Annotated in this window: 14 protein-coding genes and 1 pseudogene; 5 read left to right on the top strand and 10 right to left on the bottom strand. The window is 70.1% G+C overall.

Annotated elements, in window-relative coordinates:
- The first annotated feature begins 86 nt into the window (after positions 1-86).
- From ACZ4WQ_RS28700 to ACZ4WQ_RS28690, 3 genes are all read left to right on the top strand, one after another.
- Positions 87-296 carry a hypothetical protein gene (locus ACZ4WQ_RS28700; protein WP_398376488.1) on the top strand — a complete coding sequence of 70 codons (210 nt, stop codon included), beginning with the start codon at positions 87-89 and terminating at the stop codon, positions 294-296.
- 677 nt (positions 297-973) lie between these two features.
- Positions 974-1,699: an SAM-dependent methyltransferase gene (locus ACZ4WQ_RS28695; RefSeq protein ID WP_398376486.1), complete on the top strand. Its 726-nt coding sequence runs from the start codon at positions 974-976 to the stop codon at positions 1,697-1,699.
- Positions 1,700-1,727: 28 nt separating this feature from the next.
- A complete protein-coding gene (locus tag ACZ4WQ_RS28690; RefSeq protein ID WP_398376485.1) occupies positions 1,728-1,934 on the top strand; it encodes a dehydrogenase in 207 nt (68 codons plus the stop codon).
- A gap of 76 nt (positions 1,935-2,010) precedes the next feature.
- Here the strand turns inward: ACZ4WQ_RS28690 and ACZ4WQ_RS28685 are convergent, their stop codons facing one another.
- Positions 2,011-2,793 carry a VOC family protein gene (locus tag ACZ4WQ_RS28685; protein ID WP_311727220.1) on the bottom strand — a complete coding sequence of 261 codons (783 nt, stop codon included), beginning with the start codon at positions 2,791-2,793 and terminating at the stop codon, positions 2,011-2,013.
- A gap of 190 nt (positions 2,794-2,983) precedes the next feature.
- The gene (locus ACZ4WQ_RS28680; RefSeq protein WP_311727232.1) at positions 2,984-3,214 is read right to left on the bottom strand and encodes a hypothetical protein; all 231 of its coding nucleotides are present in this window, start codon (positions 3,212-3,214) and stop codon (positions 2,984-2,986) included.
- On the opposite strand from ACZ4WQ_RS28680, the gene ACZ4WQ_RS28675 reads away from it, so the two are divergent.
- On the top strand, positions 3,129-4,415 hold the full coding sequence (locus tag ACZ4WQ_RS28675) for a cytochrome P450 (protein WP_311727039.1): 1,287 nt from the start codon (positions 3,129-3,131) through the stop codon (positions 4,413-4,415). The two genes, ACZ4WQ_RS28680 and ACZ4WQ_RS28675, sit on opposite strands and share 86 nt — an antisense overlap.
- 79 nt (positions 4,416-4,494) lie before the next feature.
- Here the strand turns inward: ACZ4WQ_RS28675 and ACZ4WQ_RS28670 are convergent, their stop codons facing one another.
- A complete protein-coding gene (locus ACZ4WQ_RS28670; protein WP_385345635.1) occupies positions 4,495-6,018 on the bottom strand; it encodes a hypothetical protein in 1,524 nt (507 codons plus the stop codon).
- Between the two features lie 70 nt (positions 6,019-6,088).
- Between ACZ4WQ_RS28670 and ACZ4WQ_RS28665 the strand changes: the two genes are divergently transcribed.
- Entirely contained in the window at positions 6,089-7,969 is a 1,881-nt protein-coding gene (locus tag ACZ4WQ_RS28665; protein ID WP_398376671.1) for a S9 family peptidase, read from the top strand.
- 85 nt (positions 7,970-8,054) lie between these two features.
- Here the strand turns inward: ACZ4WQ_RS28665 and ACZ4WQ_RS28660 are convergent.
- From ACZ4WQ_RS28660 to recR, 7 genes and pseudogenes are all read right to left on the bottom strand, one after another.
- A pseudogene (locus tag ACZ4WQ_RS28660) lies at positions 8,055-8,681 on the bottom strand (SURF1 family protein); the annotation flags it as partial.
- A gap of 114 nt (positions 8,682-8,795) precedes the next feature.
- A complete protein-coding gene (locus ACZ4WQ_RS28655; RefSeq protein ID WP_468022537.1) occupies positions 8,796-10,031 on the bottom strand; it encodes a hypothetical protein in 1,236 nt (411 codons plus the stop codon).
- Positions 10,028-10,603 (bottom strand): SigE family RNA polymerase sigma factor, encoded by a 576-nt coding sequence (locus ACZ4WQ_RS28650; protein WP_311727035.1) that lies wholly within the window; start codon positions 10,601-10,603, stop codon positions 10,028-10,030. The genes ACZ4WQ_RS28655 and ACZ4WQ_RS28650 overlap by 4 nt, the downstream gene beginning before the upstream one ends.
- Positions 10,604-11,028: 425 nt before the next feature.
- Complete coding sequence (locus ACZ4WQ_RS28645) at positions 11,029-12,102, bottom strand: aspartate-semialdehyde dehydrogenase (protein ID WP_361186900.1); 1,074 nt, start codon at positions 12,100-12,102, stop codon at positions 11,029-11,031.
- Positions 12,099-13,370 (bottom strand): aspartate kinase, encoded by a 1,272-nt coding sequence (locus ACZ4WQ_RS28640; RefSeq protein ID WP_311727032.1) that lies wholly within the window; start codon positions 13,368-13,370, stop codon positions 12,099-12,101. The genes ACZ4WQ_RS28645 and ACZ4WQ_RS28640 overlap by 4 nt, the downstream gene beginning before the upstream one ends.
- A 235-nt stretch (positions 13,371-13,605) precedes the next feature.
- Positions 13,606-14,271 (bottom strand): DUF5063 domain-containing protein, encoded by a 666-nt coding sequence (locus tag ACZ4WQ_RS28635; protein WP_311727031.1) that lies wholly within the window; start codon positions 14,269-14,271, stop codon positions 13,606-13,608.
- The gene (gene recR / locus ACZ4WQ_RS28630; RefSeq protein ID WP_311727030.1) at positions 14,264-14,863 is read right to left on the bottom strand and encodes a recombination mediator RecR; all 600 of its coding nucleotides are present in this window, start codon (positions 14,861-14,863) and stop codon (positions 14,264-14,266) included. The genes ACZ4WQ_RS28635 and recR overlap by 8 nt, the downstream gene beginning before the upstream one ends.
- Between the last annotated feature and the right edge of the window lie 51 nt (positions 14,864-14,914).

Genomic DNA, 14,914 nt, shown 5'->3' with positions numbered 1-14,914 from the left:
TGGTTGACCGGCGTGGCCACTGGGCGACCAGTCTGTCCTGGGACCCTCTGGAGCGCCCCGGAGTCGAACGCCGGAAGGAACCGGAAGTGATCCGGCACGGTGCCGTACATCGGCTCTGGGGCGCCGGCGACTCATGGGAGTTCCGCTGGACCGGCTATCCCGAACCCCGCGACCTGGCTCTGGCCCTGACTCACCGGGAGGCCGGGGTCAAGGGTGCGGGATTTACCCGCCACGGTGACACCTACCGGGTGGTGCTGGGCACCGCCTCGCTCGACCTGTGCGATGGGAAGGGCTGATCCATGCCGTTCCTCACCGACCACCCGGGGTCCGCACCCGTGCTGGTGGCTGCGCTTGTCCTCGGAGTCCTCCGCTTCACGTTGCCGAAGGATTCTCGCCATCGCCTGGAGCTGTGGAAGGCCGTCCTCAAACACCGACGTCAGCGCTGGCAGGTGACGGAGCGCCGCCGCAAGATTGGAAGGTCCGGCGAGACGGACCAACCGGATCTCCCTGCTGGAGCGGAGCGAGGCGGCGGTCACCGATCAGCTCGGCGAGGGCGAGCACGGGACTGAGGCCCGGGAATGAGGATGACGCCGCGCCCCTGTTGCACGAGTTGAGCTGAGTGCCGGTCTGCTGCCACCCCGCCGTCCGGTCGGCTGAGGTTTACGGCCGGAGAAGAGGGGCCGCCTACGGCGCATCACGTGGGAGCCATCTGGGAGCCGACCCGCTCCCTAAACCCTCCCGAGACCACGCGAGCCCCACTGAGCCCAACGCCCTGACCTGCGAAAATACCAAACATGCAGGTGCCGATCTTGACCGAACCTCGTTCGGGACGAAGAGGTCGTGGGTTCAAATCCCGCCACCCCGACACAGGTCAGAGGGCCACCTACCGGTTTCGGTAGGTGGCCCTCTGCGTTGTCGGCACGTGAGCGAAAACGAGGTGCGTGCGAACCCTGTCGGTTGACAGGCTGTGCCGGTGAACCGTGAAGAGATGTCCCGGATCGCCCATGCCGAGCACCCGATCAAGTCGCCGCTCGCCGACGACTCGGTCGGCCGGCTGCTGGAGCGGGGGCTTCCGAGGGGCGACGAGCGTGTGCTGGACCTCGGTTGCGGCGGAGGGGAATGGCTCCTGCGGGCCCTGGTCACCCGACCGCACCTGCGCGCCGAGGGCGTGGACATCTCCGCGGACGCCCTGGACCGGGCCGCCGCCGCCGCGAGCGACCTCGGCGTCCGGGAGCGCCTCGTCCTTCACCACCAGAGGGCCGAAGACTTCGTGTCCGCAGAGCCGTTCGACGTGGTGCTCAGCTTCGGGGCCACGCATGCCTTCGGTGGCCTGCTCCCCACCCTCGCCGCGGCCCGCAGGCACCTGGCCCCTGGCGGCCGTGTCCTTCTCGGTGAGGGATTCTGGGATCGCCCCGCGTCGCCGGAGGCGATCGAGATGCTCGGGAACTTCACCGACCTGGCGACCACCGTGGACCGTGTCGTCGCCGACGGATGGACTCCTGTTCATGGGCACGTCAGCACACGTCGCGAGTTGGACGACTACGAGTGGGCCTGCTGGGGTTCGCTGGCCGCATGGGCCCTGGACCACCCTGCCGACCCGGACGGCTCGCACGTGTTCGAGACAGCCGCGGTCCGTCGTGAGGAATGGCTGCGCGGCTACCGGGACAGCTGGGGCTTCGTCTCCCTGGTACTGCGCTGAAACAACGGAGCGCAGTACGGTACATGTCATGGCCACCGCACGAGTGCCCGTCTGCCCCGATTGCGACGGCACGCTGAAAGTCGGCGTGATGGCCCTTTGCCAGCGTGAGGACGACGGCAAGCTGACCTGCCGCATGGTCTGGGGCTGCGCCAATCAACACGTCTGGTGGCACTGGGCGGACCGCCCGGAAGGCCCGCTGGAGCCTTGCCCGTACCCGGATCTGCTCGACGACTGACGCGGCCACCACCGGGTTGGTGGAGGGGAGTTGGCGAAGGCGGCGTACAGGGTCCTCAGCGCCTCCCACATGGCGGTCAGTTGTGGGAGCGGCAGGGTGCGGGCTCGGAGGACTGCACCGCGCCCGTCGTCGCCGCGATGCTGAAGAGTCCGCCTTCGGGGTCGCGGAGGGCCGCGATGCGGCCGTAGGGGGTGTCGGAGGGGGCGGAGATGATGCCGCCGCCGAGGGTGGTGGCGTGGCTGGCCACGCGGTCGACGTCCTCGACGCAGAAGTAGATGTGCCAACGGGGGCGGACGTTGGGGTCGGGGGCGGCTTCGAGGGCGCCGCCGCGCAGGCCGGCGACGGCCTTGCCGTCGATGTGGAGGACGACCCGGTCGTGCTCGAAGCGGACGTCGCAGCGGTCCTGGCCCTGGGCGTCCCAGCTGAAGACGTGGCCGTAGAAAAGCGCGGCCTCGAAGGCGTCGCGGGTGCGCAGCTCGAGCCAGACCGGGGCGCCCGGGCGGCGCTCGCCCCACCAGGCGGAGGTGAGCTCGCCTTCCCAGATGCCGAAGACGGCGCCGTCCGGGTCGGCCGCCCAGGCCACCCGGCCGCTGCCGAACTCCAGCGGCCCGACCGCGACCGTGCCGCCGCGCTCGCGTGCGCGCCAGGCCACCTCGTCGGCGCTGTCGGCCGCGAAGTAGGTGGTCCAGGTGACGGGGAGGGTGGCGCCGGTCGCGGCCGGGACGCCCATGCCGACGGTGGGGGCGCCGTCCGGGGTGAACGCGATGGTGTAGCGGCCCTGGCCGTGGCGGCTGGGGCGGAAGTGCCAGCCGAAGAGGTCACCGTAGAAGTTCTGCGCCCGGTCCAGGTCGGCCGCCATGAGGCTGACCCAGCACGGCGCGCCTTGGACCGCGCGGAATCGCTCCCGCCTCTCCACGGCCGCTCACCTCACTCCGCCTCCGCGTGCGCGCGGCGGTTGCCATTCCGCCTCCGCGCGCGCGGAGGCGATTGGCTTCCGCGTGCGCGCAGCCGTCACCGTCCGCACATGATGCCCGATAGCTCTGCCTTGGTCAGAGTTTCTCCCGTTTTTTCGGGGCGCGCCACCCCGGCCGCTCCTCGGGCCGCGCGCCGGCGCGCGCCGTGTGGCGCATCACACCGAGGCGCGCCACCAGACGCATTACGGACACCCGACCGAAGCAGGGCAGTATTGCGCCCATGTCGAATCTCCGCTCAAACATCGTCGCCTGGCTCGGCCGCAAGTACTTTTCCAGGATCCAGAAGAACGGCTTCGACCTGTCCAAGTTGTCGTTTCTGTCGGATACGACGCTGACCCCGCTGCGACGGGACGGCCTGGACCCCGTGGCCGAATTGTCCCGCACTCGCGCAAAAGAGCCGATAAGTAAGCTTCCATTGCCTTTCGGGATGAAAGGATGGCTTGTCACGGGATACGACGAAACCAAGGCCGTCCTGGGCCGGACGAGCGGATTCAGCTCCGATTTCACCAATCTCTCGGAGAAGAACATCGGCATCGCCCCACAGCAGAATCCAGGAGGCCTCGGCTTCAGCGATCCACCGACACATACGAGACTGCGCCGCCTGCTGACGCCGGAGTTCACCATGCGCCGGCTCGGCAGGCTCACCCCGCGCATCCACTCCATCGTCGAGGAGCGGCTCGACGAGATGGCCGCGATGGGCGCGGCCGGGGACCCGGTCGACCTCGTGCAGACCTTCGCCCTCCCCATCCCCTCCCTGGTCATCTGCGAGCTGCTCGGCGTGCCGTACGAGGACCGGGCGGACTTCCAGCAGCTGAGCATGGCGCGATTCGATCTGTTCGACGGGGCCGACGCCTCGTTCGGCGCGATATCCGACTCGCTGTCGTATCTGCTCGACATCGTCAAGAAGCAGCGTGAGTCGCCAGGCGACGGGCTGCTCGGGATGCTGGTCAAGGAGCACGGCGACGAGATCGAGGACCAGGAGCTGGCCGGACTGGCCGACGGAGTGCTCACCGGCGGCTTCGAGACGACCGCGAGCATGCTGGCGCTCGGCACGCTGGTGCTGCTCCGCGACCCCGAGCGGTTCGCTGAGATCCGCGACAACGACGAGGTGATCGACCGGTACGTCGAGGAGCTGCTGCGCTACCTCACGGTCGTCCAGGTGGCCTTCCCCAGGTTCGCCAAAGAGGACATGGAGATCGCGGGCACGAAGATATCCACCGGCGATCTGGTGCTGTGCTCGCTGAGCGGGGCGAACCGCGAGGAGAAGCTCGGCCCGGACATGGAACGGTTCGATCCGCATCGGCAAACCCCGTCCCACCTGGCCTTCGGCCATGGCATCCACCGGTGCATCGGCGCCGAGCTGGCCAAGATGGAGCTGCGCGCGGCCTACCCCGCGCTGGTGCGGCGGTTCCCGGAGATGCGGCTGGCCGTCCCGCAGGAGAAGCTCGCGTTCCGGAAGCTGTCCATCGTGTACGGCGTCGAGGCGCTGCCCGTGACCCTGAGATAGCCCGCACATCCGTCCCCCGCCCGGTCGTCCCGCCAGGGCGCCCCGCGAGGGCGCCCGGCGGGGGCGGGCTGGACGCCGGTCAGCGGTACGGGTCCTCCCGGCCGGGGTCCGTACGCCCGCCGGAGTCTCTCCCAACGTCCGGCACGGGATCCTGCGTGAGCCTCCCTGGCCCGTCCACGATCTGGCGATGCACGACCGAGCTGCTCCCCCGCATGTCGAATTCCTGGGCCAGTCCGGTCCGGTGCAGCCGGCCAATCTCCTCGTCCGTGAAAGTAACCCCGGCTATCTCGGTCTCTTTTCCGGAATCCCAGTTGTAGCGGTCCCACACATTGAGCTGGTAGTCGAGGCCCACCTTGGGCTTTCCGTCGGCCCCCGGCGTCACCGTGACCACACCGCTCGTATTCGTGTTGACCGAGCCGACAGCCAGATACCAGTCCTCATTGCCCGACCGGCTGAAGCGATAGTCGCTGTTCATCGTCTCCACCGGGATGGCGACCGGCCGGCCGCCGTTCTTCCTGAATTCCGCCAACGCCTCCGCGCGCCATTTGTCCTCATTGTCCATGATGGCTTCGAGGGCCTTGTTACGGAGCGCCACGTCGCCTTTCATCATCTTGTCGACGGGCAGATCCAGAGTTGTGCCGGAATTATCCAGGTAGTGCGTCAGGTGCCGCGCCGCGTCGTCCATCCCCAGCAGCGAGGCACCCTCCGCCAGCGCCTTGACCTTCTCCAAGGTGACCCGCTCGCCGAGACCGGGGGACTCGACACCGTGCCGGCCCGACCCCGCGTCCGGGGAGATCTGCCTGATCCGCGGGGACAGGACCCCCGCCGCCACGAGGTCGTCCTTGTGGGCCGCCCAGAGCTCGCCGCGCGCCCGCGGGCTCAGGGACTCCCACAGCCGCCGCAGCCGGGCGCGCTCCTCCGGGCTCGCCTCGTCCCCCAGCGAGGCCAGCTCGACCGCGCGCGGGATCATGTCCTCGTCCAGCGAGGTGTAGACGGCGTGGCCCGCGTCATGGGGGTCCTGGCCGTGGCTCGCGCGCAGGGCGCGGGTGACGGCGGCGTCGATCTCCGCGGCGTAGGTGACCATCTCCGTGATGGACTCGGCGTACCAGGTGAGCAGGTCCTCGGTGCGCTGGCTGTCGCCGTCGACGTTGCACAGCGCCTCGGTCACCCGAACCGAGCCGTCGCCCGCGTCCTTGACCAAGAGCGAGGGCTTCTCCGCCACGGCGTCGGCGACCAGCTTTCTGACCCGCTTCTGAATGCCCCGCAGCTCCGTGTTCGCGTCGTCCAGAACGCTCCAGACGCTCTTCGCCTCGCGGTGCAGATCCCGGAACTCCTTCGCCGTCTTGCGGACGAAGTCCCGAGTCACCGTCGCATTGAGACCGGCCCATTTCGCGGCGTTCGACTTCCGCACCAGGCCCCGGTCGACATCCGTCCCGAGCTTTTCGAGATCGCTCACCACGGTCTTCCAGTCGGCGACCGCCGCACCGAGCTTGCCGAGGTCCATCTCGAGGAGATTCGTATAAGTGAACGCCACCGCGGTTTCCAGCCCCCGTATCGCTCCGTGCCCCACTCCGCGCATCGCCTCACGCGTGTGGATGCGCACGTTAGCAAGGATCACTGCGGTCGGCGCCGGTCCGATCGGGTTTGATGGAGGGATGAATGACGCACAGACCATGCCCGACTGGGAGAAACGATTCCGGGCCCCGCGCGTCTCCCTGCCCGACTGGGCCGAGGACGCACCGGACCGCGCGCTGTTCGTGTCCAATGCGACCGGGACCTACGAGCTGTACGCGTGGGACCGGGCGACCGGAGCGCAGCGCCAGGCGACCGACCGGCCGAACGGCACGACGGATGGGGTGCTCACCCCAAACGGCCGGTGGATCTGGTGGTTCTCGGACACCGACGGCGACGAGTTCGGGGTGTGGATGCGCCAGCCGTTCGCCCCGGACGCCGTCCCGAGCCAGGGAACAGCGGCGCAGGGCGGCGGACCGGACGAGCCCGCGGCGCCCGGCCTGGCCCCCTCCTACCCGGCCGGTCTGGCGCTCGGCCGCGACGGCACCGCGGTCGTCGGGCGGTCCACGGACGAGGACGGCTCCACCGTCCACGTCGTGCGGCCCGGGGCCGCGCCCCAGGAGATCTACCGCCACCGGGAGTCGGCCGGGGTGGGCGACCTGTCGTACGACGGGACGCTGATCGCGATCGAGCACACCGAGCACGGCGACGCCATGCACTCGGCGATCCGGATCGTACGGCTGGACGGCACGCCCGTCGCGGAGCTGGACGACACCAAGGGCGGCACCGAGGAGCTGGGCCTGTCCGTCATGGGGTTCGCGCCGGTCACCGGGGACAACCGGCTGCTCGTCGGGCACCAGCGGCGCGGCCGCTGGGAGCCGATGGTGTGGGACCCGGACACCGGCGTGGAGACGGCGCTGGCCATCGACCTGCCCGGGGACGTCGGCGCCGACTGGGTGCCGGACGGGACGGCGCTGCTGGTCGAGCACAGCTACCAGGCGCGCAGCGAGCTGTGGCGGTACGACCTCGCCTCCGGCGAGCTGACCCGCCTCGACACCCCGCCCGGCACCATCTCGGGGGCGACGGCGCGGCCGGACGGCACGGTCGAGTTCCTGTGGTCCTCGGCGGCCGAGGCGCCGCAGGTGCGCTCCACGAGCGGGCGCGTGGTACTCGACCCGCCCGGGCTCAGGGCTCCCGGGTCGGTGCCGGTCGACGACATCTGGGTGGACGGGCCCGGCGGGCGGGTGCACGCCCTGGTGCACAAGCCCGCGGGCGAGGGCCCCTTCCCGACCGTCTTCGACATCCACGGCGGGCCCACCTGGCACGACAGCGACGCCTTCGCGGCGGGCCCGGCGGCCTGGGTCGACCACGGCTTCGCGGTCGTACGCGTCAACTACCGCGGGTCCACCGGGTACGGACGGGCGTGGACGGACGCGCTGAAGCACCGCGTCGGGCTGATCGAGCTGGAGGACATCGCGGCCGTACGCCAGTGGGCGGTCGACTCGGGGCTCGCCGACCCCGAGCGGCTGGTGCTGGCCGGCGGCTCGTGGGGCGGCTATCTGACGCTGCTGGGGCTCGGGACCCAGCCCGAGGCGTGGGCGCTGGGGCTCGCGGCGGTGCCGGTCGCGGACTACGTCACGGCGTACCACGACGAGATGGAGGCCCTGAAGGCGATGGACCGCACGCTGCTGGGCGGCACGCCGGAAGAGGTCCCCGAGCGCTTCGAGGCCTCCTCACCGCTGACGTATGTGGACGCCGTGCGGGCGCCGGTCTACATCTCGGCGGGGGTCAACGACCCGCGCTGCCCGATCCGGCAGATCGACAACTACGTGGAGCGGCTGGCGCGGCGCGGCGCCCCGCACGAGGTGTACCGGTACGACGCGGGGCACGGCTCGCTGGTGGTCGAGGAGCGGATCAAGCAGTTGCGCTTGGAGATCGAGTTCGCTCAGCGTCACCTGGGTCAGCTGCCGGATCCGCGTGGTCCGCGTGACTCGCGTGACTCGCGTGATCTTCAGGCGCAGCCGGGGTCTCCGACGCGATGATCCCGAGCTCCAGGTCACGCGCCGTCTCCGCCTCGCGGCGGAACAGCCGGAACCACATGAACACGACGAAGCCCGCGAAGACGAACCACTCGCCGGTGTAGCCGAGGTTCTGGAACGCCTTGAGATCGAGCCCGGTGCCCTCCGCCACGGCCGGGGGCACCGGCTTCAGGGTCCCGGGGGCGGAGGCGGCGGTGATCCACGCGTCGTACACCCCGTACGGCACGAGGTTCACCAGCGAGGCGGCGCTGATCATGCCCAGCTGGCCGCGCGGCAGCCCGCCGCTCGCCCGCACCCCGTCGCTGCCCGAGTGCTCGGACGCCTGGAGCGCCCCGGTCACGGTCACCTCGCCCGCCGGGGGCGCGGGCACCTTGGCGACGTCCGCCTTGTCGTCGGCGTCGCCGGGCAGCCAGCCCCGCACGACCGGGACCGCCTTGCCCCCGTCGGTGCGCAGCAGCGTGAGCACGTAGAAGCCGTCGTGGTCGCCCAGCCGCCGGTCCGGGACGAGCAGTTGGTGCTCGGTGTCATAGCGCCCGGTCGCGGTGGCCGACCGCCCCGAGGTCCGGTCGGTGACCGGCAGCAGCGCCGTCAGCGGCTCGGCGCCCTCCTTGGCCTCGGAGGACTTGTCCTGCTGCTTGTTGTGGTTCTCGACGCGTGCCTCGAAGCGGCTCAGCTGCCAGCTGCCCATGAACAGACAGACCGGAATGGCCAGCACGGTGAAGACGTTGATCACCCACCAGCGGGGTGTCAGCAGAAACCGATACACACCACCACCGTACGGGCCCGCGACCGCCGGCCCGCCCTTGGGGTGGGCCGGGGCGCCCCCGGCCTACGCGCCCGCCAGCACCCCGGTGCGGTAGATCGTCCCCGCGCACGCGCCGCTGAGCGTCACGCTCGCCGCGGGCGGGTCACCGGCCTCGGGCGTGTAGCTGAGCGCGACGCTCCCCGCCGGCTGTTCGCCGCCGCCACCGCCGCCGCCACCGCTTCCGCTGCCGGAGCCGTCGCCCGGAGTGTCCGAGGGCTCGCCGTCCGCGGCGGCCGAGTCCGGCGTGGGGTCGGGGCTCGGCGTGGAGCTGGTGTTGGAGCAGCCTGAGGTGCCGCCGCCGGACTGCGGGATCCAGGCGAACCTCACCTCGTACGCCTGGCCGGGCTTCAGGATGAGCTGGCCCGGCGCGGTGGCGGGGTCGGGCAGGCCGCTCGCCGCGTCGCCGGAGGTGTGGTCCACGACGAAGACCCGGGAGGCGTCCGCGCCGCCCAGCGCGCTCGGGCTGATGCTGCCGCCGCCCACGACCGTGCAAGGCGTGCCGGAGATGTTCAGCACGTGAAACGAGCCGTAGACCCGGCCCTCGGCGTCCGCCGTCCCGGCCGTCCCGGTGGCGTTGCCGAGCTGGGAGCGGGCGCAGGTGGGCGAGGTGGCGTTCAGCGTGCTGGAGGGGTCGGGGGCCACGCCGCCCGAGTCGCCCTCCGGCTTCTTGGACGGGTCCTTCTCCTTGTCGTCCTTGCCCTTGTCCTCTTTGTCCTCGCTGCCCTGGTCGGCGGGTCGGCCGGTCTCCTTCCCGCCGCTGTCCTCGCCGCGCTTCTCCTCGTCGGTGCCGGGCGTGTTGTGGCTGCTGCCGGCGATGGCCGGGCGGTCGTCCGAGCCGCCGGTGGTGGCGACGTGGACCAGCGCGGGCAGCGCGGCCCCGCCGAGCACCACCGCCGCGGCGGCGCCGACCAGGGCCTGGCGGCGGCGCGTACGGCGGGCGGGCACGGCGCGGCGCAGGTGCTCCAGGGAGTCGGGTGACGGCTCCAGCTCGCCGACGGCGCCGTGCAGGAGACGGCGCAGCGAGTCCTCGTCCATGCCGTCGTCCATACCGTCCGGGCTGGTCCTGTCGTCCCCGCCGTCCGGGCCGTTCATGTCGCCGCTGCCGTTCCTGCTGCCGTTCCTGCTGCCGGTCCCGCTGTCCGTACGATCCCCGCCGTCCGTGCCCGCGGCCTTGCCGAGCCGCGCCGTGCCGTCCGGCTCGTGAACGTCCCGCCGGTCGGGATCGTCCCCCGGCGCCGACTTGAGTGTGTCGTCGTTCATACCGGAGCCTCCATTGCGACGCGAAGCGCCGCGATGCCACGCGATCCGTACGCCTTGACCGAGCCGAGCGATATGCCGAGCGTCTCGGCGACCTGGGCCTCGGTCATGTCCGCGAAGTAGCGCAGCACGAGAACCTCGCGCTGGCGGCGCTGGAGCCCTCTCATTGCCTTGATCAACTGGTCCCGCTCGAGCTGCTCGTACGCGCCCTCCTCGGCGCTCGCCATGTCGGGCATCGGCTTGGAGAGCAGCTTCAGCCCGAGGATGCGGCGGCGCAGCGCCGAGCGCGAGAGGTTGACGACCGTCTGCCGCAGGTAGGCGAGCGTCTTCTCCGGGTCACGGACCCGGCGCCGCGCGGAGTGCACGCGGATGAACGCCTCCTGCACGACGTCCTCGCAGGAGGCGGTGTCGTCCAGGAGCAGCGCGGCAAGACCGAGCAGCGACCGGTAGTGGGCGCGGTAGGTCTCGGTGAGGTGATCGACTGTGGTGCCGGCTGCCATCGCTTCGTCAGTGTCCTCGCGCCCCGTCGAAATCTGCGCGGGACGAGCGGTGGACCACGGCGCGATCACCGGCATGCCGCCAGGAGCGCGGGGACGCGGGGGCCGCACTGCCGTGCCGCCGCGCCCTGGGATCGTTGCGATGCCGAATACCTCTGCTGCCACGCCAGTTGGACACGCTGCCCCCTGTCAGGGTTGTACGCGTGAGGCATCGCGTTTGACGATGCGACGAATGCCCCCATGCAGACCAACCCATCCCCAATGCCCCGGTTTGCTCAACGCCCACTACAGGGCGGCTGGAAAGACGCTCCCCGCCTGCTGCCGGTTGCAGCGGGCGGGGAGGGAATCTTCTTCACAGATCTTTGCCCTGGTTTACTCCCAGTTCAAGTGGTCCAGGCCATTGTCCAGGTCACAGAAACTTCACAGTTGGCTCTGGGCCCACGCCGGAGAGCCATCACCTTACGCGTCCCCGTGGAACGACAGGACGACAGACCGTCAGGCCTTCAGGCCGTGAACTCCGCCGCGACGAGCTCCGCGATCTGCGCGGTGTTGAGCGCCGCGCCCTTGCGGAGGTTGTCGCCGCACACGAACAGCTCGAGCGCCTTGGGGTCGTCCAGCGAGCGCCGCACCCGGCCCACCCAGGTCGGGTCGGTGCCCACGGCATCGGCCGGGGTGGGGAACTCGCCCTCCGCCGGGTTGTCGCAGAGCACCACCCCGGGCGCGACCGCCAGGATCTCGTGCACCTGGGCCACGGTCACCTCGTTCTCGAACCGCGCGTGCACGGCCAGCGAGTGGGTGGTGATCACGGGCACGCGGACACAGGTCGCGGTGACCCGCAGCTCCGGCAGCCCCAGGATCTTGCGGGACTCGTTGCGCACCTTGAGCTCCTCCGAGGACCAGCCGTCCTCCTTGAGCGAGCCCGCGAACGGCACCACGTTGAGCGCCATCGGCCCGGGGAACGGCCCGGTGTCGCCGACCGCCCGCCGTACGTCGCCGGGCTGCGTGCCCAGCTCCGTGCCGGCGACGAGGGCGAGCTGTGCGCGGAGGGTGTCGATGCCCTCCTTGCCCGCCCCGGAGACCGCCTGGTACGAGGAGACGATCAGCTCCTGAAGCCCGAACTCGGCGTGCAGCGCGCCGATCGCGACGATCATCGAGAGCGTGGTGCAGTTGGGGTTGGCGATGATGCCGCGCGGGCGGACCCGGGCCGCGTGCGCGTTCACCTCGGGGACGACCAGCGGTACATACGGGTCCATCCGGAAGGCTCCGGAGTTGTCGACCACGACCGCGCCCTTGCTCACCGCGATCGGCGCCCACTGCGCGGAGACCTCGTCCGGCACGTCGAACATCGCGATGTCGACGCCGTCGAAGGCCTCCTCGGCCAGCGCCACCACCTCGACCTGCTCGCCCCGGACGGTCAGCTTCCGCCCCGCCGAGCGCGGCGAGGCGATCAGCCGGATCTCGCCCCAGACGTCCGCGCGCTCGGAGAGGAGGGAGAGCATGACGGTGCCGACGGCTCCGGTCGCGCCGACGACGGCGAGCGTCGGCTTCCGGCCACCGGCACCGCCACGGCCGGTCATCGGCCGGTCCCTCCGTAGACGACGGCTTCGACGTTGTCGCTGTCCAGCCCGAAGGCGGTGTGCACGGCCCGGACCGCTTCCTTGACGTCGTCGGCGCGGGTGACGACCGAGATACGGATCTCGGAGGTCGAGATCAGCTCAATGTTGACCCCGGCGTTGGACAGCGCCTCGAAGAAGGACGCGGTGACGCCCGGGTTCGTCCGCATACCGGCGCCGACCAGCGAGATCTTGGCGATCTGGTCGTCGTAGCGCAGCGAGTCGAAGCCGATCGTCGGCTGCGCCTTGGTCAGCGCCTCCATGGCCTTGTGGCCGTCGGTCTTCGGGAGGGTGAAGGAGATGTCGGTCAGGCCGGTCGACGCGGCGGAGACGTTCTGCACCACCATGTCGATGTTGAGCTCGGAGTCCGAGATCGTGCGGAAGATGGCCGCGGCCTCACCCGGCTTGTCCGGCACGCCGACGACCGTGATCTTGGCCTCGGAGGTGTCGTGGGCAACACCCGAGATGATCGCCTGCTCCATCGGCTGGTCCCCTTGCGGCTCGTTGCTGACCCACGTGCCCTTGAGTCCGGAGAAGGACGAGCGGACGTGGATCGGGATGTTGTAACGGCGTGCGTACTCCACACAGCGGTGGAGCAGCACCTTGGAGCCGGAACTGGCCAGTTCCAGCATGTCCTCGAACGAGATCCAGTCGATCTTCCGGGCCTTCTTCACGACCCGCGGGTCGGCGGTGAACACACCGTCGACATCCGTGTAGATCTCACAGACCTCGCCCTCGAGGGCTGCCGCGAGAGCGACGGCGGTGGTGTCGGAGCCGCCGCGACCCAGGGTGGTGATGTCCTTCTTGTCCTGGGACACACCCTGGAAGCCCGCGACGATCGCGATGTTGCCCGCGTCGATCGACTCCCGGATGCGGCCGGGCGTGACGTCGATGATCCGCGCTTTGTTGTGGACCGAGTCGGTGATCACCCCGGCCTGGCTGCCGGTGAACGACTGCGCCTCGTGCCCGAGGTTTTTGATCGCCATCGCCAGCAGGGCCATGGAGATCCGCTCTCCGGCGGTCAGCAGCATGTCGAACTCACGCCCCGACGGAATCGGGGACACCTGCTCGGCGAGGTCGATCAGCTCGTCCGTCGTGTCGCCCATCGCCGAAACCACGACGACCACCTGGTGGCCGTTCTTCTTGGCTTCGACGATTCGCTTGGCGACCCGCTTGATGCCCTCGGCATCGGCAACGGAAGAGCCTCCGTACTTCTGCACGACAAGGCCCACGTGCGCTCCCTACGGCTCTCAGTATTGCGGTCGGCTCAGTCTAACGAGTGGCCGGAAATTACCCCGCCTATATCACATTGCGAGACACATGACTCACTTTGTGATCAGACGTCCACTTTCCCGTGCCACCCGCTCAGCGACCAACCCTGCCCGCTCGCGCCCGAAGCATACGAAAACGTAACCCAGGTCACATCCCGGAATTCCCGGAGGGGGCCTCGTTCGTCTCTCTCAGGTCTCAGGTCTGGACGGACCGGATGCCGAGCGGGGCCGCGATCTCCGCCGCCATGACGCGTCCCGCCTCCTCCGCGAGCTGCTCGTCCCCACCCGCGTTGCTGTCCGTGTCCAGGCCGTCCAGCTCGTCCAGGGGGCTGTCCAGGCGTACGTGGGCGACCAGCGACTGGAGCGCGCGCAGGGCGGCGGAGGCGGTCGTACCCCAGTTGGACAGATACGAGAACTGCCACCACCACAGCGCCTCGCTGATCCGGCCGTCACGGTAGTGGGCCATGCCGTGCCGCAGGTCGGTGATGATGTCGGCCAGGTCGTCGGAGATCCGGCAGGCCACGGGCCGGCTGCGCGGCACATACGGGTCGAAGACCTCGGAGTAGACGTCCACCGGGTCGAGCAGCCGGGCGAAGCGCTCACGCAGCTCGTCCACGTCCGGCTCGGGGCCGACGTCCGGCTCGTACCGCTCGTCGGGCACGAAGTCCTCATGGGCGCCCAGCCGGCCGCCCGCGAGGAGCAGCTGGGAGAGCTCGAGCAGCAGAAACGGCACGGCGCTGTCCGGCTCGTCGCCCTTCGCCACTTCTGTGACGGCGACGATGAAACTCTCGATCTGATCGGAGATCTGGACCGCGAAGTCGTCCGGATCCGGATGGGCGGCGTGCAGCGTTGCGTCAGACATCGAGAAGTCTTCTCCCTTCGAAGGCACGCCCCAGCGTGACCTCGTCGGCGTACTCCAGGTCTCCCCCGACCGGGAGACCGCTAGCCAGCCGGGTCACCTTCAAACCCATGGGCTTGACCATGCGCGCCAGGTAGGTGGCGGTGGCCTCGCCCTCCAGGTTCGGATCAGTGGCCAGGATCAGCTCCGTGACCGTACCGTCCGCGAGCCGTGTCAGCAGCTCCCTGATCCGAAGATCGTCCGGGCCCACACCCTCGATCGGGCTGATCGCGCCGCCGAGCACGTGGTAGCGGCCGCGGAACTCGCGGGTGCGCTCGATCGCCACGACGTCCTTGGGCTCCTCGACCACACAGAGGACGGCCGGGTCGCGGCGCGGGTCCTGGCACACCCGGCACTGCTCGGCCTCGGCGACGTTCCCGCACACCGCGCAGAACCGCACCTTCTCCTTGACCTCGGTCAGCGCGTGCGCGAGGCGGCGGACGTCGGTGGGCTCGGCCTGGAGGATGTGGAAGGCGATGCGCTGCGCGCTCTTGGGACCGACGCCGGGCAGCCTGCCCAATTCGTCGATGAGGTCCTGGACCACGCCCTCGTACACGCCCGCATCCAATCTCGCGCTGACACGCGGTGGCTTCTCTTCTTACAGACT

This window comes from Streptomyces sp. NPDC028305 (assembly GCF_055569495.1).
The sequence above is the reverse complement of the archived record's forward strand: the minus strand, read 5'-3'. Positions and strand labels throughout refer to the sequence as shown.